This is a genomic window from Micromonospora sp. NPDC003241 (genome assembly GCF_053589795.1).
Window position 1 is genome coordinate 1 of sequence record NZ_JBSFSO010000018.1, and the last position, 21,927, is coordinate 21,927.

The 21,927-nt window shown below is 72.2% G+C and carries 21 protein-coding genes; 4 read left to right on the plus strand and 17 right to left on the minus strand.

What is annotated here, in order from left to right; all coding sequences use genetic code 11:
• Positions 1 to 87: 87 nt before the first annotated feature.
• Positions 88 to 855, minus strand: coding sequence for a LysR family transcriptional regulator (locus ACWDVW_RS16450; RefSeq protein WP_449949279.1), 768 nt, complete (start codon positions 853 to 855; stop codon positions 88 to 90).
• A 239-nt stretch (positions 856 to 1,094) separates the two neighbouring features.
• Here ACWDVW_RS16450 and ACWDVW_RS16455 point away from each other — a divergent pair, with 239 nt between their 5' ends.
• On the plus strand, positions 1,095 to 1,667 hold the full coding sequence (locus tag ACWDVW_RS16455; RefSeq protein ID WP_449949282.1) for an AfsR/SARP family transcriptional regulator: 573 nt from the start codon (positions 1,095 to 1,097) through the stop codon (positions 1,665 to 1,667).
• A gap of 15 nt (positions 1,668 to 1,682) precedes the next feature.
• Here ACWDVW_RS16455 and ACWDVW_RS16460 read toward each other — a convergent pair whose 3' ends face one another.
• From ACWDVW_RS16460 to ACWDVW_RS16520, 13 genes are all read right to left on the minus strand, one after another.
• Positions 1,683 to 2,306 carry a class I SAM-dependent methyltransferase gene (locus tag ACWDVW_RS16460; RefSeq protein ID WP_449949284.1) on the minus strand — a complete coding sequence of 208 codons (624 nt, stop codon included), beginning with the start codon at positions 2,304 to 2,306 and terminating at the stop codon, positions 1,683 to 1,685.
• Positions 2,307 to 2,355: 49 nt separating this feature from the next.
• On the minus strand, positions 2,356 to 3,351 hold the full coding sequence (locus ACWDVW_RS16465; RefSeq protein ID WP_449949286.1) for a lysylphosphatidylglycerol synthase domain-containing protein: 996 nt from the start codon (positions 3,349 to 3,351) through the stop codon (positions 2,356 to 2,358).
• Positions 3,348 to 4,373, minus strand: coding sequence for a glycosyltransferase family 2 protein (locus tag ACWDVW_RS16470; protein WP_449949288.1), 1,026 nt, complete (start codon positions 4,371 to 4,373; stop codon positions 3,348 to 3,350). Before ACWDVW_RS16470 ends, ACWDVW_RS16465 begins: the two co-directional genes overlap by 4 nt.
• Positions 4,370 to 5,596, minus strand: coding sequence for a glycosyltransferase 87 family protein (locus ACWDVW_RS16475; protein ID WP_449949290.1), 1,227 nt, complete (start codon positions 5,594 to 5,596; stop codon positions 4,370 to 4,372). Before ACWDVW_RS16475 ends, ACWDVW_RS16470 begins: the two co-directional genes overlap by 4 nt.
• A gap of 135 nt (positions 5,597 to 5,731) precedes the next feature.
• Positions 5,732 to 6,931, minus strand: a complete 1,200-nt coding sequence (locus ACWDVW_RS16480; RefSeq protein ID WP_449949293.1) for an RtcB family protein — start codon at positions 6,929 to 6,931, stop codon at positions 5,732 to 5,734.
• Between the two features lie 403 nt (positions 6,932 to 7,334).
• A complete protein-coding gene (mnhG, locus tag ACWDVW_RS16485; RefSeq protein ID WP_449949295.1) occupies positions 7,335 to 7,712 on the minus strand; it encodes a monovalent cation/H(+) antiporter subunit G in 378 nt (125 codons plus the stop codon).
• Positions 7,709 to 7,972, minus strand: a complete 264-nt coding sequence (locus ACWDVW_RS16490; protein WP_449949298.1) for a monovalent cation/H+ antiporter complex subunit F — start codon at positions 7,970 to 7,972, stop codon at positions 7,709 to 7,711. The genes mnhG and ACWDVW_RS16490 overlap by 4 nt, the downstream gene beginning before the upstream one ends.
• Positions 7,969 to 8,598 carry a Na+/H+ antiporter subunit E gene (locus ACWDVW_RS16495; RefSeq protein ID WP_449949300.1) on the minus strand — a complete coding sequence of 210 codons (630 nt, stop codon included), beginning with the start codon at positions 8,596 to 8,598 and terminating at the stop codon, positions 7,969 to 7,971. The genes ACWDVW_RS16490 and ACWDVW_RS16495 overlap by 4 nt, the downstream gene beginning before the upstream one ends.
• Positions 8,595 to 10,169 carry a Na+/H+ antiporter subunit D gene (locus tag ACWDVW_RS16500; RefSeq protein ID WP_449949302.1) on the minus strand — a complete coding sequence of 525 codons (1,575 nt, stop codon included), beginning with the start codon at positions 10,167 to 10,169 and terminating at the stop codon, positions 8,595 to 8,597. Before ACWDVW_RS16500 ends, ACWDVW_RS16495 begins: the two co-directional genes overlap by 4 nt.
• A complete protein-coding gene (locus ACWDVW_RS16505) occupies positions 10,166 to 10,642 on the minus strand; it encodes a Na(+)/H(+) antiporter subunit C (protein ID WP_449949305.1) in 477 nt (158 codons plus the stop codon). Before ACWDVW_RS16505 ends, ACWDVW_RS16500 begins: the two co-directional genes overlap by 4 nt.
• Positions 10,639 to 13,461, minus strand: coding sequence for a Na+/H+ antiporter subunit A (locus ACWDVW_RS16510; protein ID WP_449949308.1), 2,823 nt, complete (start codon positions 13,459 to 13,461; stop codon positions 10,639 to 10,641). The genes ACWDVW_RS16505 and ACWDVW_RS16510 overlap by 4 nt, the downstream gene beginning before the upstream one ends.
• A 202-nt stretch (positions 13,462 to 13,663) precedes the next feature.
• Positions 13,664 to 14,593 (minus strand): ion transporter, encoded by a 930-nt coding sequence (locus ACWDVW_RS16515; RefSeq protein WP_396745703.1) that lies wholly within the window; start codon positions 14,591 to 14,593, stop codon positions 13,664 to 13,666.
• A gap of 208 nt (positions 14,594 to 14,801) precedes the next feature.
• Positions 14,802 to 15,170, minus strand: a complete 369-nt coding sequence (locus tag ACWDVW_RS16520; protein ID WP_396745700.1) for a nuclear transport factor 2 family protein — start codon at positions 15,168 to 15,170, stop codon at positions 14,802 to 14,804.
• A 146-nt stretch (positions 15,171 to 15,316) separates the two neighbouring features.
• Between ACWDVW_RS16520 and ACWDVW_RS16525 the strand changes: the two genes are divergently transcribed.
• Complete coding sequence (locus tag ACWDVW_RS16525; RefSeq protein WP_449949528.1) at positions 15,317 to 16,123, plus strand: helix-turn-helix domain-containing protein; 807 nt, start codon at positions 15,317 to 15,319, stop codon at positions 16,121 to 16,123.
• On the opposite strand, the gene ACWDVW_RS16530 is transcribed toward ACWDVW_RS16525, so the two are convergent.
• The 3 genes from ACWDVW_RS16530 to ACWDVW_RS16540 all read right to left on the minus strand — a co-directional run bounded on the left by ACWDVW_RS16530 (position 16,101) and on the right by ACWDVW_RS16540 (position 19,484).
• The gene (locus ACWDVW_RS16530) at positions 16,101 to 16,940 is read right to left on the minus strand and encodes a M15 family metallopeptidase (protein WP_449949312.1); all 840 of its coding nucleotides are present in this window, start codon (positions 16,938 to 16,940) and stop codon (positions 16,101 to 16,103) included. The two genes, ACWDVW_RS16525 and ACWDVW_RS16530, sit on opposite strands and share 23 nt — an antisense overlap.
• An 87-nt stretch (positions 16,941 to 17,027) precedes the next feature.
• Positions 17,028 to 18,113 (minus strand): D-alanyl-D-alanine carboxypeptidase family protein, encoded by a 1,086-nt coding sequence (locus tag ACWDVW_RS16535; protein WP_449949313.1) that lies wholly within the window; start codon positions 18,111 to 18,113, stop codon positions 17,028 to 17,030.
• An 84-nt stretch (positions 18,114 to 18,197) separates the two neighbouring features.
• Entirely contained in the window at positions 18,198 to 19,484 is a 1,287-nt protein-coding gene (locus tag ACWDVW_RS16540; RefSeq protein ID WP_449949316.1) for a D-alanyl-D-alanine carboxypeptidase family protein, read from the minus strand.
• A 312-nt stretch (positions 19,485 to 19,796) separates the two neighbouring features.
• Here ACWDVW_RS16540 and ACWDVW_RS16545 point away from each other — a divergent pair, with 312 nt between their 5' ends.
• Positions 19,797 to 21,023, plus strand: a complete 1,227-nt coding sequence (locus ACWDVW_RS16545) for a hypothetical protein (protein ID WP_449949319.1) — start codon at positions 19,797 to 19,799, stop codon at positions 21,021 to 21,023.
• Positions 21,024 to 21,185: 162 nt separating this feature from the next.
• Entirely contained in the window at positions 21,186 to 21,917 is a 732-nt protein-coding gene (locus ACWDVW_RS16550) for a class I SAM-dependent methyltransferase (RefSeq protein WP_449949321.1), read from the plus strand.
• Positions 21,918 to 21,927: the final 10 nt, after the last annotated feature.

Genomic DNA, 21,927 nt, shown 5'->3' on the forward strand with positions numbered 1-21,927 from the left:
TGACGATCGCGGCGATCAGCAGACCACCGAAACCGCCCTCGGCGAGGCCGAAGTTCCAGCCGGAGTAGTCACCGGAGATCACATAGCTCACGCCGAGACCGGCCAGCAGCACCCAGCCGGCCGAGCCGGAGCGCAGGGTGCGTTTGGCGAGATAGTCGTCGGCGGGCGTCTCCGCACCCGTGCCTCGAGCTTGTCCTCGGGGGTGGCCGCCTCGGCGCCGATCTTGGCCGCGCGGCCGCCGCGGGCGTCGTTGCCGAGCCAGAAGTCACGGACCGCGCCCGCCTCGGTCGGCAGGGCGACGAACGGCTCGTCGAGCAGATCGGCGAACTCGATCGTCTCCTGCTCGGCGAGCGGGTGGTTCTCGGGGAGCAGCACCCAGCGCGGCTCGGTGCGCAGCACCTGCCAGCGGTAGCGGTTGGGGTCGGGCAGCGGCAGCCACACCAGGGCCAGGTCGGCCTGTCGGCCCGCCAGGCCGCTGGACGGGTCGTTCCAGGAGGCGGCGTGCAGGGCCAGGCGGTGGCCGCTGGCGCTCTCCAGGTCGTTGAGCAGGCCGCGGCCGAGGGCCGACTGAATGCCCACGCGCAGCACTTCACCGGCTTCCTGCAGGGAGACGTTGGTCACCTCCCACAGCTCCAGGATCTTGCGGGCGCCTTCGAGCAGTTCCTTACCGGCGACGGTCAGGGCGACACTGCGCTGGTTGCGGTCGAACAGGACCACGTCGAGCTGGCGTTCGAGCTGGCGGATCTGGCGTGAGAGCGTCGGCTGAGCGATGTGCAGCCGCTGGGCGGCGTTGGTGAAATGCAGTTCCTCAGCGACGGCGACGAAATACCGCAGATCGCGCAAATGCGGGTCCATAGCACCTTGCTATCAGAATCGGTCGGGAAATTCCAGCCAAAACGGGCAAGGAAGTTCGCGTAAGTGGATCAAAACAGTCACCAGGTTGGTATCGCACAGCATATGGCCTGACATGGTGCGCTGCATCATTGAGGCGTCATTTGTGGACAAGCACCGGGCGACGACCGGTGGATGTGTGACTGCTGGGCGGTTGACCAGCGGAAATGCGTCCGGGCTCACACGATTCGGTGGGGTGTGGCGTGCGCCCCGGCGACCGCCCGGCGGTGGCCCGGGTGCTGCGCTCCACCCGGCCCGGCTACACCCTGGACGTGCCGCCCGACGCGGTGGACACCGTCCGCTTCGAGCAGGACGTCCGCCGGGCCCGCGCGGCCCGCGCCCAGGCGGACCTGACCGGCTCGCTCTACCTGTTCCAGAGCAGCCTCGCCCGCTGGTCGGGACGGGCGATGCACGAGGCCACCGGCCCGCTGGCCGAAGCCGAACGGATCCGACTGACCGAGCTGCGCCAGGACGTCCGGGAGGAGGCCACCGGCGTACGGCTGCTGCTCGGCGACATCGAGAACGTCGTCGCCGAGCTGCGTTGGATGCTGGCCGAGCACCCGATGCGGGAGCGGTTGTGGGAGCTGCTGCTCATCGCGTTGGGGCAGACGTCGCGGCGGGCCGAGGCGCTGACCGCCTTCCAGGACGCCCGGACCACCCTGGCCGACCGGCTCGGGGTCGAGCCGGGGCATCGCCTCCAGGACCTGCACCGCCGGCTGCTGCGCAGCGAGCCGGTGACGGTGTGGCCCTGGTGGGAGCGGCGCGTGCCGGTGTAGGCACCGGCTGCGCGCTCAGGGCTCCGCGACGGCGGCGGGGGTGAGGACGAAGAAGGCGTCCCGCCCGGCGTCACCGGCCTGCGGCGGTCGCCAGGTGTCGACGTCCAGCCCGCAGTCCCGGATCACCGCCACGAACTGCCGCGAGCGCTGCACGTCGTAGATCTGCACGAGGATCCGCCCCCGCGCGGTGAGCATGCCCGGCAACCGGCGCAGCAGCTCCGCCGCCTCCGGCACGGACAGGTAGTAGATGACCTCGCGCAACAGGATCGCGTCGTACCGGTCCGGAGGCGTGTAGGTGCGGATGTCGGCCACCGCGTAGGACGCGTCCGGCCGACGCAGCGCCCGGGCCGTGCCGATCGCCCGCCGGCTGATGTCCACCCCGTGGTAGTGCCGGTAGCGGCCCCGACGCAGCGCCAGATTGACGCTGGTGCCGCAGCCCAGGTCCAGGATCGCCGGTTGCGGTGCCCACGTCTCGATCAGCGACAGCGGCACGCCGCCGTCGCCGGCCTCGTCGAGGTAGCCCCACATCCCCAGCGCGTACTGGGCGTCCCAGAGCACCGCGTTCAATCGTGGACTGCGCCGCACCAGCGCCCGGACCGGTGCGCCCAGCAGCCCCGCCGTCGTCCGAAGTCTCGACACGTCCCTCACCGACCTCCTCCGCCGGACCCACCCGGCGGCTGCCGACAGCTCACCCCACCGACGCCGACCGCTCGACCGGAACCGGCCCGGCGAGCAGCGGCCCGCCACGCCGCAACCGGCGCCGGTGCAGGTACTGGGCCAGCAGCAGCCCTCCCCCACCGACGGCCACCTCACTGAGCGCGCAGACCAACCGGCTGACCAGCACCACCGGGGTGGCCACGGCCACTGGCAGCACGGTGGACAGCCCGAGCATCAGCACCGCCTCCCGCACCCCCAGGCCGTCCGGGGCCACCACCACGGCCAGCCCGGCGACGGTCGCGGCGGCGAACCCGGCCACGCAGACCAGGTACGACCGCAGCGGCGGCGCGCCGGCCGCCACCGCGAGCAGCCACAGGTGGTGCCCGGAGACGAACCAGGACAGCGACTGCGCGGCGACGGCCCGCCGCAGGCCCGCCGGGGTGGCGCGCACCTGCGGCGGCGGACGCCGCAGCAGCCGGGTAGCCAGGACCAGCGCCTTGTCGAGCAGGTCCGGCCGGACCACGAGCACGAGCAGCGGGACGCTGGCGAGCAGCAGCCACCAGGTGGCGCCGGACAGCACCGCCGGACCGGCCGCCACTCCCAGCGTCATGCCGGTCATCGCCACCACCGCCCAGCTCAGCAGGAACACCCCGGCCAGCCGGACCGGCCCGACCTCGATCTCCCGCCCCATCCGCAGCAGCACCGGGAGGGCGACGAACCGGCCGGGCACGAACTTGGTCAGGAACCCCACGAAGAACAGCCGGTACGCGGTCCACTTGTCCACCGGCGCGCCGAGGTCGACGAAGATGGCTCGCCACGACGCCACCCCCAGCAGCAACCCGACGGCGTTGACCAGCAGGGCCGCGCTGACCGCCGCGCCCACCCGCCACGGATCGAGACGACCGGCCAGCGTCGCCACCGGCGTCCAGTCCTGGGAGCGGACGAAGAGCACCAACCCGATGGTCAGCGCCACCACGAACGCGACGGTGAAGGCCCGGTTGAGCCACCGCCACCAGCCGCCGCTCACCGGCGCGATCCCACGGTGGCCGGGCGGCAGTCGCGGCCGCGTACCCGGCGGGTCAGCGCGGCGCAGATCCCCAGCCCCATCCCGACGAACTCGGTCAGGTGGGTGAGCAGCCGCATCCCGGCGGCGAAGAGCGCGAACCGGGGACCACGGTGCCGGGCCGCGAACGCCAGCAGGTCCCGGTCGGCCACCCCGACGGCCACCAGCAGCGCCAGCGGCAGCGCCACCAGCCCGGGCGCGACCAGGGCCAGCGGCGCGGTGGCCACGGCCAGCCCGGTGCCGGCCATGCCGACCACCGCCGCGACGTCGACCCGGTGCGGCGGGCGTCCGGCGGCGACCGGCGGCTCCCAGCGGGCGGCCACGACCGCGTCGGCGTACGTCACCGCGCGGCGGAACAGTTCCGACAGGTACGGCCGGAGCCGGTCCACGTCGTCGTGGCGGCCGACCATCTCGGCGCTGACCCGGATCTCGTAGCGCGCCGGCAACCGGGTGCCGAACTCCACGTCCTCGGCGTCACGCAGCCGCTCGTCGAAGCCACCGACCTGCTCGAAGACCGTCGTCGGCACGGCCGTCAGCGCGAACATCGTGGTGGACGTGACCCCGGTGGCCCGCCGTCGCCAGAAGTGCTCGAACAGCGTCTTGTACGCCTCGACCGGCCCGTCGTCGTAGAGCGGACGCAGGTCGTAGATGCCCTGCACCACCCCGCAGTCCGGATGCTCCCGGAGTACGCGTACCGCCGCGGCCAGCGTGCCGGGGGCCAGGGCGACGTCCGAGTCGACGAAGAGCAGCACGTCACCGGTGGCCCGGGCTGCTCCGGCGTTGCGGGCCGCCGACACTCCCCCGTTCACCGGCAGGGCCAGCACGGTGCAGCCGAACCCGGCGGCGATCCGCCGGGACCGGTCGGTGCTGGCGTCGTCGACCACGATCACCTCGGCCGGCGACACGGTCTGCGCGTACACCGCCGACAGGCAGTCGCCGAGGGTCCGCTCCTTGTTGTAGTTGGGCACCACCACGGACACCCTCACCGGCCCCACCTCTCGTCGCCGCCGGCCCGGGCACCGTCCGGCCGCCACGCCAACCAGCCCAACGCCGCGTACCCGACGAGCACGTACAGGTTGCTGTGCAGCAGTTGCCAGCCGTGGAAGTGCAGGTCGACGCCGAGCAGCCCGATCACCGTCCAGGCGGCGCTGGCCACCAGCGCGGTCCAGAGCAGCACCGCGACCGTGACGGCGTACCGGTTGCGTCGGCCGCGCACCATCAGCAGCACCAGGGCCGGTACGCACCAGACCCAGTGGTGGTGCCAGGAGATCGGCGAGACGAGCAGGCCGGTCGTCGCAGCCGCCAGCGCACCGAGGAGTTCGTTCCCGGCGCGGACGCAGCGGACCGCCACGACCAGCCCGGCCACCGCGGTCAGCGCCGCCAGCGGCAGCCAGACCGCCCGCACGTCGGCGGTGTCGCCGATCCGGGCCACCGCGCCGTGCAGCGACTGGTTCAACACGGTCCGGGGATCACCGGTGACCCGGGCGGTGTCGAACAGGCCACCGCCGAAGAACCGGACCGAGTCGACCGGCCGCCAGGCCAGCCCGAGCCCGACGGTGGCGGCGAACGCCGCCAGCGCCACCCCGGCGGCCCGCCAGCGACGCAGGCAGAGCAGGTAGACCACGAACAGCAGCGGGGTGAGTTTGATCCCGGCCGCGACGCCGACCCCGAGGCCCCGCCACCGGCTGTCCGGATCGCCGGTCAGGTCCAGCAGCACCAACAGCGCCAGGAACAGGCCCACCTGGCCGACCTGGAGGTGCCCGGCCACCGGGAAGACCGGCAGCACCACGACCGTGCCGAGCAGCACCGGCCCGGGGCCGCTGTCCGATCCGGCGGCGCGCAGCGTCACCCGGACCACGGCCGCCACGGCGGCGACGGAGGCCAGCGTCCAGAGCCCGATCCCGGTGGCGGCGTCGAGGTACGCCAGCGGTTGCAGCAGCAGCGCGGCGAACGGCGGGTACGTGAAGCCCAGCGCGATGCCGTCGGTACCCCGGTGGATCACGTCGTAGAGGGCGCCGTCACCATCGGCGGCGGCGACCGCGCCCGCCCGGTAGACGGCGAGGTCGCCCCAGAACCGGCCGGTGCTGCGGTGCACGACGACCGCCGCCACGGCCACCAGCACCGCGAGCACCGACAGCGCGGCGGCCGGCAGCACCGTGGAGAGTCGGCGTGCCGGCCGGGAGTCGGTCGTCGGCGAGAGGGTCGTCACCGCATCCCCCTTCAGACGTCGGCGGGACGACGGTAACAATCGATGCGACAACGGTTTCTGTAACTGATCTGGATTACCGACGGTACGGGTCGACCCCGGCCGGCGTCCGCCCCCCGCGGACGCCGGCCGGCGTCTTCATCCCTTGACGCAGACCACCTGCTTGAGGTGGGCGACCACCTCGACCAGGTCCTTCTGCTGTGCCATCACCTCGGTGATGTCCTTGTACGCGCCGGGGATCTCGTCGACCACCCCGGCGTCCTTACGGCACTCCACCCCCGCCGTCTGTGCCGCCAGGTCGGCCGTGCTGAACGTCCGCTTCGCCTGTGCCCGGGACATCCGCCGTCCCGCGCCGTGCGAGGCGGAGCAGTACCCCCAGTCGTTCCCTCCGCCCCGCACGATGTACGAACCGGTGCCCATCGAGCCGGGGATGATGCCCAGCTCGCCCAGTCCCGCCCGGATCGCGCCCTTCCGCGTCACCAACACGTCCACCCCCTCGTAGTGCTCCTCGGCCACGTAGTTGTGGTGGCAGCTGATCGGCTCGTCGTAGCCGACCTGCGGGAACCGGTCCCGCATCAGGTTCATCAGCACGGCGAGCATCACGGCCCGGTTGCGCCGTGCGTACTCCTGCGCCCACCACAGGTCCCGGCGGTAGGCGTCCATCTCCGGGGTGCCGGAGAGGAACACCGCCAGGTCCCGGTCGGGCAGGTCGGCGTTGTGCGGCAGCCGGCGGGCCACCGCGATGTGCCGTTCGGCCAGTTCCTTGCCGATGTTGCGGGAGCCGGAGTGCAGCATCAGCCAGACCCGGCCCGGTTCCGTACCGCCCTGCTCCAGGCAGACCTCGATGAAGTGGTTGCCGCCGCCGAGCGTGCCCAACTGCCGCCGAGCCCGTGACTCCAGCTGCTGCACCCGCCGGTCCAGGTCGGCGAAGCCCCGCCAGAAGTCGTCCCAGCCGCGCTGTTCCAGGCCCCGGACCCGGCGCGGATCCACCGGCTCGTCGTGCTTGGCGAAGCCGACCGGTACGGCGTCCTCGATGGCCCGACGCAGCCCGGCCAGGTCGTCGGGCAGGTCCGCGGCGGTCAACGAGGTGCGGACCGCCGACATGCCGCACCCGATGTCGACGCCGACCGCGGCCGGCGACACGGCCTGCCGCATGGCGATGACCGACCCGACCGTGGCGCCCTTGCCGAAGTGCACGTCCGGCATCACCGCGACGCCCTGCACCCACGGCAGCGCCCCGATGTTGCGGAGCTGACGTGCGGCCTGCGGCTCGATGGCGTACGGGTCGGTCCAGACCCGTACCGGCGCCCGCGTTCCCGCGAGCAGACTGAATCCCATGGCGTACCCCCGACGTGTGTGTGGGCCTCCTCGTCCGGGCACGGCCCTGCCTGCGCCGACGGCGGGCAGGGGTGCGCGACCGGTGCCGTCCGGCACCGGTGCGACGAGCGGAAAGTAGGTGGACAGGACGAGGCCGCCCGGACCCGCGACGGGTGGACGGCCTCGACGAACGAGCGGGCGCGCGCTAGCGGCGGCGCGCCGATCGGCGAGGCGCAAGGAGGCGGGCGCCGGTCAGCGCCGCCGAGTTCCCGGGCCGGCAGGGTTCACTCCGGGTCGGCCAACCGTTCTGCGGTCTGACGTGCGTCGACACGGCGTACTCCTCTCGGCTCCGGTCCGATGTGACCTGATGCCGAGAAGAGTAGGGACCACCGCCGGTGGGCCGCAAACGATATTGAGCCAGGGCTCAGACGCGGGCGCCCTCGCCCTGGTCGCCGCCGACCCGGTCCAGGTGGGCGGCGAGTTCGTCGGTGATCAGCAGATCGGCACGGATCTCGTCGTGCGGGTACGCGGCCCGCCCGACCATGTGTGCCGCCACCGGCGCGGTGGCCAACTGGAAGACGCCGACCAGCACCAGGGTGGTGATGTCCACCCCGGTACGCAGCCGCAGCGCGCAGCCGACCAGCACCAGCAGCAGCCCGAGGACCTGCGGCTTGGCCGCGGCGTGCATCCGGGTGAGCAGGTCCGGGAAGCGCACCAGCGCCACCCCGGCGGCGAGGCTGAGCAGCGCACCGCTGACCAGGCAGACGGCGGCGACGATGTCGAGGATGGCGTCCAGGCTCATTTGGTGTTTCTCCGCGCGGCGAATCGGGCGACGCTGACCGACCCGACGAAGCCGAGGACGGCGAGGACCACCAGCACCGGCAGTGCGGTGGCGTCCCGGCTGTAGGCGGCCTCGGCGGCGATCGCGGTGACGATGATGGCCAGCAGGACGTCGGTGGCCACGGCCCGGTCGAGGATCGACGGGCCCCGGATGATGCGGATCAGGGTGAGTCCGCCCGCCACCGCGAGCAGCACGGTGACGGTCACGGCGACGGCGGTCATGTCGCGGCCCCTTCCAGGTCGGCCGGTGGGGTCGGATCGGGGTTCTCGCGGACGCGGCGCAGCTCGCCGGCGGAGCCGATGGCCTCGATGATGCGGGCCTCGAGCGCCAGCACCTCGCGCCGGAACTGTTCCACCTCGTCGACGGTGTTCACGTTGATGACGTGGACGAACAGGGTGCCGGTGTTCCGGTCGGCCTCCAGGATCAGGCTTCCCGGCACCAGCGACAGGGCCTCGGCGGTGAGGGTGAGGTTGAGGTCCGTGTTCACCCGGAGCTGCACCGCGATGATGGCGCTACGCGGGACGTGGCCGGGACGGAACGCCAGCCAGGCGATCTGGACGGAGGCGACCACCAGGTCATAGAGGAAACGTGCCCAGAACCGCAGCATCCCCATCGGGTGCAGGCGGCCGGCGAAGGTCACCGGTGGCAGCGGGAAGACCGCGATGAGGATCGCGGCCACCACCAACCCGCTGATGATGTTCGCCCAGGAGAAGGTGCCCCAGAGGAGCACCCAGACGACGACCAGCACGGTCACCGCGACGATGCGGTTACGGCGTCGCGCCGCCCGGGTCAGTGGTGGGTTCGGCGAGTCGGTCGGCGGGGCTGGGGTCATCTGGTCGGGGCTCACGGCGTACCCCCTGGGAAGACGGCCTCGACGTAGGGTGTCCGCCGCAGCAGGTCGTCGGCGGCGTCGGTGCTCAGGTCGAAGAGCGGACCCGCCACCACGGTCAGCGCCAGCCCGAGCGCCACCAGGGCGACGGTCGGCGCGATCATCAGGCCGGGCAGCACGGCGCCGCTCTGGCCGGTGGTGTTCACCTGCGGCTGGATCGCGCCCTCGGTGCGGGAGGCCCGGTCGGAGTCACCGGAGTCCGGCATGTCCGGGTGCGGCGCCCGCCAGAACGCGAGGTTCCATACCCGAGCCACCGCATAGAGGGTGAGCAGGCTGGTCACCAGACCACCGGCGACCAGGATCCAGGCCAGCACCCCGCCGTCGGCGATACCCGCCTGGACCAGGCCGACCTTGCCGAGGAACCCGGAGAACGGTGGGATGCCGGCGAGGTTCAGCGCGGGCACGAAGAAGAGGATGGCCAACACCGGCGACAGCCGTGCCAGGCCGCCGAGGCGGTCCATGGCGGTGCTGCCGCCGCGGCGTTCGACGAGGCCGGCGGCGAGGAACAGGGTCGTCTGGATGGTGATGTGGTGCACCACGTAGAAGATCGCCGCGGACAGGCCGAGCGACGAGGTGAGCCCCACGCCGAACAGCATGTACCCGATGTGGCTGATCAGGGTGAACGACAACAACCGCTTGATGTCGGACTGCGCCACCGCACCGAGGATGCCGACCAGCATGGTCAATACCGCGATCACCAGGAGCAGGGTGGCCGTACGGCCGCCGGGGAACAGCAGCGTCTCGGTCCGGATGATCGCGTACACACCGACCTTGGTGAGCAGGCCGGCGAAGACCGCGGTGACCGGGGCCGGTGCGGTGGGATAGCTGTCCGGCAGCCAGGCCGACAGTGGGAACACCGCCGCCTTGATGCCGAAGGCGAGCAACAGCATGCCCTGCAACACCAGGCGCATGTCGTCGGGCAGGGCGTCCAGCCGGTCGACGAGCTGGGCCAGGTTGAGCGTACCGGTCGAGGAGTACACCAGGCCGATGGCGACCAGGAAGATCACCGAGGAGAGCAGGCTGACCACGACGTACGTGGTGCCGGCCCGGATCCGGGTTTCGGTGCTGCCCAGCGTCAGCAGCACATAGCTGGCGACCAGCAGGATCTCGAAGCCGACGTAGAGGTTGAACAGGTCGCCGGAGAGGAACGCGTTGCACACACCGGCGGTCAGCACCAGATAGGTCGGGTGGTAGACCGACAGCGGCGTCTCCTCGTTGCCGTCGGCCATACCCTGCCCGATGGAGTACACCAGCACGCAGAGGGTGACCGAGGCGGAGACCACCAGCATGAGCGCGGCGAGCTGGTCGGCGACCAGCACGATGCCCATCGGGGCGACCCAGCCGCCCACCTCCACCACGAGCGGACCGTCGATGCTGGACCGCACCAGCAGCATCGCGGCGACCGCGACGGTGGCGGTGAGCACGGTGAGGCTGACCCACCGCTGGGCGCGTGGGCGGCCCAGCAGCAGCAGCGTGATTGCCGCGCCGAGCAGCGGCATCACCACCGGCAGCGGAACGAGGTAGGTCATCCGGCCCTCCCCGCGTCGACCGAGCCGGTCCGGGACCGCTCTGTCTCGGTCTTCGCGTCGTCGTCGTCATCGTCGTCGTCCCCGGTGCCGGCGTCGGCGTCGCCCGGGCCCTCGTCGCGTTCCGCGAGATCCATGATCCGGCGGTCCTCGACGTCGTCCTGCACCTCGTCGTGCCCGTTGAGGTGCCAACTCCGGTAGGCCAGGGCGAGCAGGAAGGCGGTCATGCCCAGGGTGATGACGATGGCGGTGAGGATCATCGCCTGCGGCAGCGGATCGCTCATCTCCTCCTGCGGGCTGTCGCCGACGATCGGCGGCGTGCCGGAGCGCCCGCCGGTGAGCAGCAGCATGTTGGCGCCGTTGCCGAGCAGGATGACGCCCATCAGCACCCGGGTCAGGCTGCGCTCCAGCAGCAACGTCACGCCCGCGGCGACAAGGACGCCCACCACGATGACGTAGGTGAGGTTGGGTGTCACACCAGCTCCTTCTCGCGGATCTCGGCGTCCTCGGTCTCGTGTTGGCGGTCCATCTCGGCACCCAGGCTGCGCAGGATGTCCAGCACCAGCCCGACGACGATCAGGAAGACACCGACGTCGAAGAAGGCCGAGGTGACGAAGTGGATGTGCCCCAGCACCGGCAGGTGGAAGTCGAGCAGTGCGGTCTGGAGGAACTCCCCACCGAGCAGCATCGCGGCCACGCCCGTGCCGACCGCGACGAAGAGTCCGGCGCCGAGGACCGCACCGGCGTCGACCGGTGCCGCGCCGTTGAGCTCGGTACGCCCACCGGCCAGGTAGCGCACGGCCAGGGCCAGACCGGCGACCAGACCGGCGGCGAAGCCGCCGCCCGGGGCGTTGTGGCCGCTGAACAGCAGGTAGATGGAGAACAGCAGGATGGCGTGGAACAGCAGTCGGGTGACCACCTGCAGGATGACCGACTGGGCACGCGCGGTGGCACCGGTGGTCAGCCAGCGCGGCCGGGTCGACTCGGTCGGGTCCCCGCCGGGGATCTGGCCGCGCCGGTCCAGGTCACGGGCGTGCCGGAAGATCAGGCTGGCCACACCGGTGGCGGCCACCACCAGCACCGCGATCTCGCCCATGGTGTCCCAGGCCCGGATGTCGACCAGGGTCACGTTGACCACGTTCTTGCCGCCGCCGTAGGAGACCGCCTCGTCGGGGAAGTCCACCGAGATGGGGATGGCCTGACGGGCGCCGGTCGCGACGTACGCCATGCCGGCGGTGACCGCGCCGACGGCGATGCCGAGAGCGACGCGTCCTCGGCGGCTGGCCCGGATCGGCCGTTCCGAGAACTTCACCGGCAGCCGGCGCAGCACCAGCACGAACATCACGATCGTGACGGTCTCCACCAGGAACTGGGTCAACGCCAGGTCGGGGGCGCCGTGCAGGACGAACAGCAGCGCGATGCCGTAACCGGCGACGCCGACCAGGATCATCGCGGTGAGCCGGCGCAGCGCACGGGCGGCCATCACGGCGGCGACCACGATAACCGCGGCGGCGACCCCCTGCAACGGCGTGTCCCACAGGTGGAAGCGCTGCGGCCAGGGACTGCCGGCGATCAGGGTGCCGCCGGGCAGGACGACCAGCACCACCAGGATGACGCCGAGATAGAACGGCAGCGAACCACGCTGGGTGGCACCGGTCAGCTCGACCGCCAGGCGGTCGATGCCGCTGATGGCCTTCTTGTAGGCGGTGCCGCCGTCGAACGGCAGGCGCAGCGTCGCGCGTACCCGTTCGCGCCGCATCAGGTGGAACAGGCCGGCACCGGCGGCGATGGCCAGCACCGACAGGCCCAGCGCCGGCGTCAGACCGTGCCAGAGCGCCAGGTGGTAGCCGGGCTCGGCGGAGCGGTAGAGGTCGGCGTACGGGGCGAGCAGGCGGTCCACCGCCGGGGCGAACAGACCGGCGGTGACCCCGGCGACCGCCAGCACCGCGGCCGGGGCCAGCAGGGACCAGGACACCGGCGTGGACTCGGTGGCCGGGGTGTCGGGCTTGTCGGCGAAGGCGCCCCACATGAACCGCAGGGTGTACGCCACGGTCAGCACCGAGCCGAGGATCACTCCGGCGAGGACCACCAGGTTGGCGGTGCCGCCGTGCAGCAGCGCTTCGACCGCCGCCTCCTTGGCCACGAACCCGGCCATCGGCGGCAGGCCGGCCATCGACGCGGCGGCGAGACCGGCGACCACGGCCAGGGCGGGTGCGCGACGCCGGAGACCGCTGAGTTCACGCAGGTCACGGGTGCCGGTGATGTGGTCGACCACCCCGACGGTGAGGAACAGGGTCGCTTTGAACAGGGCGTGGGCCAGCACCATCGCCACGCCGGCCAGCGCGGTGTCCCGGGTGCCGCCACCGAGGACCACCATCAGCAGGCCGAGCTGGCTGACCGTGCCGTAGGCAAGCAACAGCTTGAGGTCGACCTGGCGCAACGCGGCCCAGCCGCCGAAGAACATCGTGAGCAGACCGGCCACCAGGAGCACCGGGCGCCACGGTCCGGCCTCGGCCACCGCCGGGCCCATCAGGGCGACCAGGAAGACGCCGGCCTTGACCATCGCCGCGGCGTGCAGGTAGGCGCTGACCGGCGTCGGAGCCGCCATCGCGCCGGGCAACCAGAAGCTGAAGGGGAAGATCGCGGACTTGCTCAGCGCACCCAGCAGGACCAGCACCATGGCCACCGCGAGGTAACCGCCGCCGGGCAGGTTCTCGGCGATCTCGGACCAGCGGTAGGTGCCGGCGTGCTGGCCGAGCATGACGAACCCGGCGAGCATCGCCAGGCCGCCCAGCGTGGTGACCAGCAGGGCCTGCATGGCCGCCCGTCGACTGGCCCGCTTGGCGGGGTCGTAGCCGATCAGGAGGTAGGAGAAGACCGTGGTCAGCTCCCAGAACACGTAGAGCAGCAGCAGGTCGTCGGAGACGACCAGGCCGAGCATCGCGCCGGCGAAGGCGACGAACACCGCAGCGAAGCGTCCCAGGCTGGGGTCGTCGGAGCGGAAGTAGCGGGCGCTGTACGCCAGCACCAACGCGCCCACCCCGCCGACCAGGACGACCATCAGCCAGGACAGTGTGCCCATCCGTAGCGCGAGTTCCAGCCCCAACTGCGGTACCCAGGAGACGGTCTCCACCACCGGCTCACCGGAGCGGACCCCGCTCGTGTGAGTCAGCGCCCACACCAGCGTCGCGCCAGGCACCAGTGCCACCAGGTAGAGGGCGTGCCGTCCCCAGGTCCGCACCAGCGCCGGGGCGATCAAGGCTGTCAGCGCATGGACCGCCACCAGTACCAGCACACACCCTCCCCAAAGATCATTCGTCGGTGTGACGACCCTATCCGGTAAGGACCGCAATCCGCATCTGCCGTGATCCGGATCAAAGGTGTGTCACCCTGACAGACCGCCCTGGCCCGTGTGCGAGTTCACGTGCGGTTCACAACCGGACCCACGCCCGAAACCCGCCGCCCACCAGGAGATCCGACCACACCTTAACGGACGTTCAGTCTCGTCCCGCACGTCGGAGTCGCCCGTCATCGCGGTCGATACGAAGTTCTCGTTCCAACTCGACGATGAGCGTGCGCAGGTCGTCGAGCCGTTGGCTGATCGCGATCCGGTCCAACTCGTCGGGCACCCCGTCACCGTCCTGGTCGTAGCCGGGCGCGAGTCCCTCGGTCATCTCCAACCGCCGGGCCTCCTCCATCGAGTTGACGAAGACCGCGATCAGGATGTTGAGCAACAGATTGACGGTGATCACCACGAAGCTCACGTAGTAGAGCACGGTCCACGGCGAGAACTCCATCCCCTGCTCGATCAGGTCCGGCAGGGTCTCCAGCGAGAGCAACACGAACAGTGTCAACAACGACCGCCCGATGTCTCCGTATTCCTCCGGGTAGACGTCCTTGAAGATCAACCAGCCGGCCATGCCGTAGACGTAGAGCGTCACCATCGCCAGTGCGAGGAACCCCCCGATACCGGGCAGACTGCGCCACAACGCCGCGACGATCATGCGCAGACCGGGCGAGAACCGCACCAGCCGTACCATCCGCAACACCCGGACGACCCGCAGCAGCGCCGAGTCGCCGTGCAGCCCCGGGACGAAGATCGCCGCGATCACCAGGAAGTCGAAGACGTTCCAGCCGTGCCGGAAGAAGTCCTGTGGACGGCGACCGTAGGCCAGCAGCCGGATGGCGATCTCGACCACGAAGACCGTCCGGAAGAACCACTCGACGCCGTGCAGCGCGGTACCCGCCGTGCCGAGGTCGGGGTACGTCTCCAGGCCGAGCACCACCCCGTTGGCGAGGATCACCGCGACGATGGTGACCTCGAACGACCGCGAGGCGGCGATCTCGGCGCAGGCACGGGCGAGCCGGGACTCGGGCGGCGAGTCCGCCGGTCCACCTCGCTGGACCGGCACACGCGTGACAGTCACCTCGCAACCGACCTCGACGGGAGGCCTGGGACCGGCGAGGCCGGCCACCGTGCGTCACGGCGACATCGACGTACGGCAGTCATGGCCCACAGCGTACGGGACGCCGAGGGGCGGACGATCCCACCTTTGCGGAGCGCGATGTCGCACCGGCGTGCCCCGCCGGTGCGACATCCCCCGTCCACTCCGGACCGACGGCGGTGCCGCCGGACTACGCCACCGGAACCCGGTCCAGGAACCCCAGCACCTGGGTCAGTCGTCCGTCGTCGTCGAGGGTCGCCACGTCGAAACCGGCGATCGGCGCCTCGACACCCTCGGGGCCGAGTTCCCAGGCGAAGCGCACCTGCTGGTGGTGGCCGTCGACCGGACCGACCACGCGGAACGTCATCCCCGGAAAGCGGTCCTGCACCGCGGCGATCGTCGCGTCGACGGCGTCTCGCCCCTCCGCGACCACCAGCGGATCGACGTAACGCCCCTCTACGGCGAACAGGTCGTCGATCTCCCGGCGTCGCCGCGCCGGGTCGGTCTCGTTCCAGATCGCCAGGTACCGCTCGACCAACTCGTCGAACTCGACAGCCATCGACGTCTCCTCCTCGCCTCGTCACGGCCCGACCATCGGTGCCGGGACCGATGCTTGCGCGCCGCCGCGCACGGCGTCGATTACCTCGTGGGTAATGGTTCGTGCACCCGACGGTCACTAGGGTCGGCGAGGTGACCACTGTGACCATGCCGAGTCGTCCGGTCGGCACCCTGCTGCGCGACTGGCGGCGGGTGCGCGGGATGAGCCAGCTCGACCTGTCGATCGAGGCGGGCGTGTCGACCCGGCACCTGAGCTTCGTGGAGACCGGCCGGTCACAGCCGAGCCGGGAACTGCTCCTGCGGCTCGGCGATCACCTCGACCTGCCGCTGGCCGCCCGCAACGTGATGCTGCTGGCCGGCGGGTACGCGCCCGCCTTCCCCGCGCACGAGCTGGCCGACCCGGAACTGGCGCCGGTCCGCGCCGCCGTACGACGGATCCTCGACGGGCACCACCCGTACCCGGCCGTGCTCGTCGACCGGCACTGGCAGCTCCTCGAGGCCAATCCCACGATCGCCCTGTTCACCGCCGACGCCCACCCCGACCTGCTCACCCCACCGGTCAACGTGCTGCGGCTCAGCCTGCACCCCGACGGCATGGCACCGCGCATCCGCAACCTGGCGCAGTGGCGCGCCCACCTGCTCAAGCGACTGCGCCACCAGGCCCAGACGACAAGCGACCCGGTGCTGTCCGCGCTGCACGACGAGCTTCGCGGCTATCCCGGCGGTGACGGTCCCGCCGAGCCGGCCGGCGACCCCGCCGCGCGGGTCGCCGTCCCGCTGCGGTTCCGGCACGGCGACGGTGAGCTGTCCTTCTTCAGCACCACCACGCTCTTCGGCACGCCGCTGGACGTGACGGTCTCCGGGCTGGCCGTGGAGGCGTTCTTCCCCGCCGACCCGGCGACCGCCGAGACGCTGCGCGACCTCGCCCCGGTCAGCCCGCCGAGGAGCGGGTGACCGGCAGGTCGAAGTAGGTGTCCGGCCAGGGCTCGTCGCGGTAGCGGAAGTGCCACCACTCCCGGTCGTAGCCGACGAAGCCGCCGTCGGTCATCAGGTCCCGCAACAACTGCCGGTTCGCCCGCGCGGTGACGCCGACCGCTGTCGAGTCGGTGTGCGAGAGCGGGTCGAAGCAGTCGAACCCGGTCCCCATGTCCACTCCGGTGTCCGGGAAGCGCCGGCCGTACGGGTCGGTGCAGGCGACCGAGGGCTGACCCGGCACGTGTCGGGGCTGCGCGGGCGGCGGCTGAGCGACCAGCGTCAGGTCGACCGTGCTGCCCCGGCTGTGCGACGTGGGCGCACCGAGGTAGCCCCGGTCGAACAGCGCGGACTTGGCCACCCGGGGATAGAACTCCGCCTTGGTCTCCTGCCGCCCCGGGTCGGCGCCCCAGGCGACGAAGTCGTCCACGGCACGCTGCGGGCGGTAGCAGTCGTACACCTTGAGGAGGTGACCGGTGGCCAGCGCGGCGTCCTGCACGCGGCGCAGCGCCTGCGCGGCCGGTGCCGTGAGCAGGCAGAGCGGCTCCTGGTAGCCGTCGACGGGGCGGCCGACGAAGTTGTGCGCGGTGGCGTACCGGATGTCGGTGAGGATCCGCCCATCCACGTCGGAGAGCACCACCAGACCCGGCCGCGCCGGTGCCGACATCGGCGGCGGCGACGGTTCGGGCGGCGGCGTGTCCCGCCCGCACCCGGAAACCCCGGCGACCAGGACCGCCGCCCCCAGGCCGACCGCCCACCGACCGCGCCCGGTCAGGCGGGCCGACACCGTCCCCGGCACGACCGCTCGGGACGGCTCAGCGGGCCGGGCGGCCACGGTGGGCTGCCCGGCGGCGGTGCCGGGCGACCAGCGCGCCGGCCAGCAGCGTCACGCCGACGGCGAGTACGGCCAGCGAGGTCCACCGCAGCGGGGCGCCGAGGGTACGGCGGACGTGGCGGCGCCCGGACTCACCAGCACCCCGACCGAGGCGTCCCGGGGCAGCGCGAAACCCCAGTCGAGCAGCGCGGCACCCTGTTCCCAGCCCCGCTTGTCGACCACGTCCGCGCCGAGCAGGGTGACCACCAGCCGACGCCCGTTCCGCTCGGCCGCACCCACGTAGGTGTGCCGAGCCAGGTCGGTGTAGCCGGTCTTGCCGCCCAGCGCACCCGGGTAGTGGTAGAGCAGCTGGTTGTCGTTGTCGATGGTGAAGCCCTTCGCGCCCTGCCTCGGCTGGGGCGGGACGGTCGCCTCCCGGGTGGTCGCGTACCGGCGGAAGTGCTCGTCGGCAAAGCAGGCGCGGGCGATCAACGCCAGGTCGTACGCGCTGGTGAACTGCCCCGGACCGTCCAGGCCGGACGGGGTCGCCGCGTGTGTCTGGTACGCGCCGAGCGCCCGGGCCTGCTCGTTCATCGCGCGGAGCCCACCGGCCACACCGTCTGGCCCGCCACCGACCCGGGCCAGTGCGTTCGCCACCTCGTTGCCGGAGCGCAGCAGCAGCCCGAGCCAGAGCGTCTCCACCCGGTAGCGGCCACCCTCCACCAGCCCCACGGCCGAGCTGCCGGGTTCGATGTCGAGGTCACCGGCGGTGACGGTGACCATGTCGTACGGGTCGAGTCGGGGCAGCATGGTCGCGGCGAGCAGCAGCTTCTGCACGCTGGCCGGGGTGGCGTACTCGTGTGGGCCGCAACCGCCCAGCACCGCGCCGGTGTCCAGATCGGCCACCAGCCACGAGGTGGCGGCCACCGTCGGCGGTCGGGGCACCGCCGAGGGGACGACCAGCCCCTGGGTGGCCAGCCGCGCGCCGCCTACCGCCCGCTGCACCGGGTCCGGTGACGGCGTGACCGGACTCGACGGCCCGGGAGCCGGCGGCGCCGGACGTGGGCACGGAACCGGTGCCGCCACGGCGGCGGTCGCCGGCAGCGGTGTGGTCATGAGCGCCGTCGCCACCGCGACGACCAGGGCTCGGACTCTCACATTCAGCGACACTATCGGGTGATTACCGACTGGTCCGGCAAATCGACCATCGAGCACGCCACCGGCGCGCCCGGCGGGTGCCCGTCAGTCGCGGGAGCGGGCCGAGGCGCGCACCCGGCGGGCGGCGACCACCGCCAGCGCGATCGCGGCCACGCCGACCGCCAGCGCCACGACCGTGCCCGCGCCCGGACCGTCGTCGACGGCGGCCGAGGTGGTGGTGCTCACCGGTGGCGTCTCGGCCGGCGTGGGCACGGCCGGCGACGACGGTGCCGGCGTACGGGCGGCGTCCCACTCCCCCGGCTCCACCAGCCGACCCACGCCCGCCTCCCGGGGCAGCCGGAAGCCCCAGTCGAGCAGGGCGGCACCCTGTTCCCAGCCGCGCTGCGGTCGGGGCTCGGCACCGAGCAGCGTGACCACCAGGCGGCGACCGTCCCGCTCGGCGGCACCGACATAGGTGTGCCGGGCGTAGTCGGTGAAGCCGGTCTTGCCGCCCAGCGCACCCGGGTAGCGGTAGACGAGTTGGTTCTCGTTCTGGATCTGGAAACCCCTGGCGTCCAACCCCCGCTGGGCCGGGATCCGGGTGCGTTCGGTGAGCGCGTACCGGCGGAACGTCGGGTCGGCGAAGCAGGCGCGGGCGATCAACGCCAGGTCGTACGCGCTGGTGAACTGCCCCGGACCGTCCAACCCGGAGGGCGTGACCGCGTGGGTCTGCAACGCGCCGAGGTGGCGGGCGTACTCGTTCATCGCCCGCACCCCGCCCGCCGCGCCGTCCGGACCACCGCCGAGTCGGGCCAGCGCGTTGGCCGCCTCGTTGCCGGACTGCAACAGCAGGCCCAACCAGAGCGTCTCCACCCGGTACCGGCCGCCGGGCAGCAGCCCGACCGCCGAGGAGCCGGGCGCGATGTCCAGGTCCTCCGGGGTCACCCTGATCACCTGCTGCGGATCGAGCCGGGGCAGCATGGTCGCGGCCAGCAGCAGCTTCTGCACGCTCGCCGGGGTGGCGTACTCGTGCGGGCCGCAGCCACCCAGCACCGCACCGGTGTCCAGATCGGCCACCAGCCAGGAGGTCGCGGTGACCTTCGGCGGGGCCGGCGCGCCCGGCGGCACGACGAGTCCCGAGGTCGCCAGCAGTTCCCCGCCGACCACCTGATGCTCCGGATCCGACGGTGGCGGGGTCGGCCGTGGCGAGCGGGTCACCTTCGGCGCGACCGCCTTCGGGCAGGGCAGCGCGGCCGGTGCGGCGGCCGGGGTCGGCGGGGTCGACGCCGACGCGGCCACGACACGGTCGGTGACCGCAGCCGCACCCGGAGTCGCGGGAAGCGCCACGATCGCGAGCACGACGACGGCGACGGAGAAGGCCCGGACTCTCATGAAGACGCAGACTAACGGCACGATCGGCGGCAGCACGTGCTCGGTCGGACCGCCGACTCGACTCGACCGCGCTGATCTTCCACACGCACCCGTTGAACCGATGCCACGCGCCCCCCGTATCCACAGCCGAACACAGCACAACGTTCGGACCTGCGACGGGAGCGCTCCCGAAGCTCGCCCGACGGTCACCCCGGAACAGGCTCCGGCACGCGGACGGCCGCCGCTGTCGAGCCACCCGGGCTTCCCACGGCGCTTCAGCCGGCGGCCGCCGACGCGGTCGGCCCGCCCGGCGGTCATTCATGAGGAGAGAGCATGGTCAGGCGTACCCAGAACCAGCGGAAGCAGGCCGCCCTGAAAGTGGGCGGGGTCGGCATCCTCGCGGTCGCGCTGCTCGGCGCGGGCTTGACGCTGGCCTCCGCCGACGACGGCGCCGGTGCGGCGCAGACGGCGAACTGCCCGACGGTCCGGGACAAGCTCTCCGGTGTACCGGCCGCCGCCGTCGCCGGGGTCGAGCAGGAACTGGCCAACCTCGACAAGCAGATCGAGGAGGCCAACGCCCGCCTCGCCGCGCAGGCCGCCAACCCGCAGGGTGGCGCCAACTTCGTCCAGCTCGCCATCCTCGGCCCACTGGCCAGCAAGCGCACCGCCGCCCTCGACCGCATCGGCATCAACATCAACCGGGCCGGCGGACAGCGCCCCGACCTGGCGAGCCTCGCGAACTGCGGCCTGAACGCCGCGGGCACCCCCAGCGCCGTCAACGGCGGCGCGGGCAACGGCAACATCGGGGCCGGGAACGCCAACAACGGCGGCAACAACGGCAACGCCGGAGCCGGTGCGGCGCAGACCGCGAACTGCCCCACGGTCCGCGACAAGCTCTCCGGCGTACCCGCCGCCGCCGTCAACGGGGTCGAGCAGGAACTGGCCAACCTCGACAAGCAGATCGAGGAGGCCAACGCCCGCCTCGCCGCACAGGCCGCCAACCCCCAGGGCGGCGCCGCCTTCATCCAGAACGCCATCCTCGGCCCACTGGCCAGCAAGCGCACCGCCGCCCTCGACCGCATCGGCATCAACATCAACCGGGCCGGCGGACAGCGCCCGAACCTCGCCAGCCTCGCCACCTGCGGCCTGAACGCCCCGGGCACCCCCAGCGCCGTCAACGGCAACGCCGTGAACAACGGCAACGCGGGCAACGGGAACGCGGGCAACGCCGGGAACAACGGCAACACCGGGGCCGGCGTGGCGCAGCGGGTGAACTGCCCGAGCGTCGCCGACCGACTGCCGGCCGTACCCGCTCAGGCCGCTGCCGAGGTGCAGCGTGAGCTGGCCAACCTGGACAACCAGATCGCGGACGCCAACGCCCGTCTCGCCCAGCTCGCGGTGCGCCCGGAGGGTGGACCGAACTTCGTGCAGAACACCGTCGTCGGCCCGCTGAAGGACCGGCGTGTCGCCGCCCTGAACCGGATCGCCACCGCGATCGGCCGGGTCGACGGCAACCGGCCCGCCGAGTTGGTCAACCTGGCCCCCTGCTCGGTGAGCTGACCCTCGGCGACACCCCACAGACGGTGGGCGACGGTTCCGGCCATCGCCCACCGTCTATTTTTGCGGGATCATTCACAAACTGGTTGACCCCTCAGTCACCGACCGACTACAACACGTTACAGCGCTGGGCCGGATCCGCCGGCCGCGGTCGGAGGGGTGACCGTGGGTCTGATCTCGTACGACGACGCCGAGGCGGCTGCCTTCGCCGCCACCCGCGAGCTGGCGCCCGCCGGCCTGACCCACTGGCGGCACGCCGTCGGGGAGCACCTGCGACCACGCCCCGGGTCGACGCTGCTGGACCTCGGCGCCGGTACGGGAGCGTGGGCCACCACCTTCACCGGTTGGTACGGCGTACGGGTGCTGGCGGTGGAACCCGCCCCGGCGATGCGCGACCGATGCCCGCACCGGCCGATGCTGGCCGGTGACGCGACCGCGCTCCCGCTGGCCACGTCCAGCGTGGACGGCGCCTGGCTGTCGACGATGCTGCACCACGTGCCCGATCTCGACGCGGTGGCCCGACAGTTGCGCCGGGTGCTGCGTCCGGGCGCACCCGTGCTGATCCGCTCCCCCTTCCCGGGACGCCACCAGCTCGTCGCCCTCTTCGAGTGGTTCCCGGAGGCGATCCGGGTGCTCGACCGGTTCCCCAGCCTGTCCCGGGTGCGCTCCGCGTTCGCCGCGGCGGGCTTCCCGGTGAGCAGCGTCGAGCCGGTCGCCCAGACCGTGGCCACCTCGCTGGCCGAGTACGCCGACCGGATCGACCGCCGCGCGCACACTCCCCTGCACCTGATCAGCGAGGCGGAGTTCCGGGCGGGCATGGCCCGGCTACGCCAGGCGGTCAGGGGCAGCGCCCCGGCGCCGGTGGTCGACCACCTCGACCTGCTGGTGCTGCGCTGACCCGGCCGGA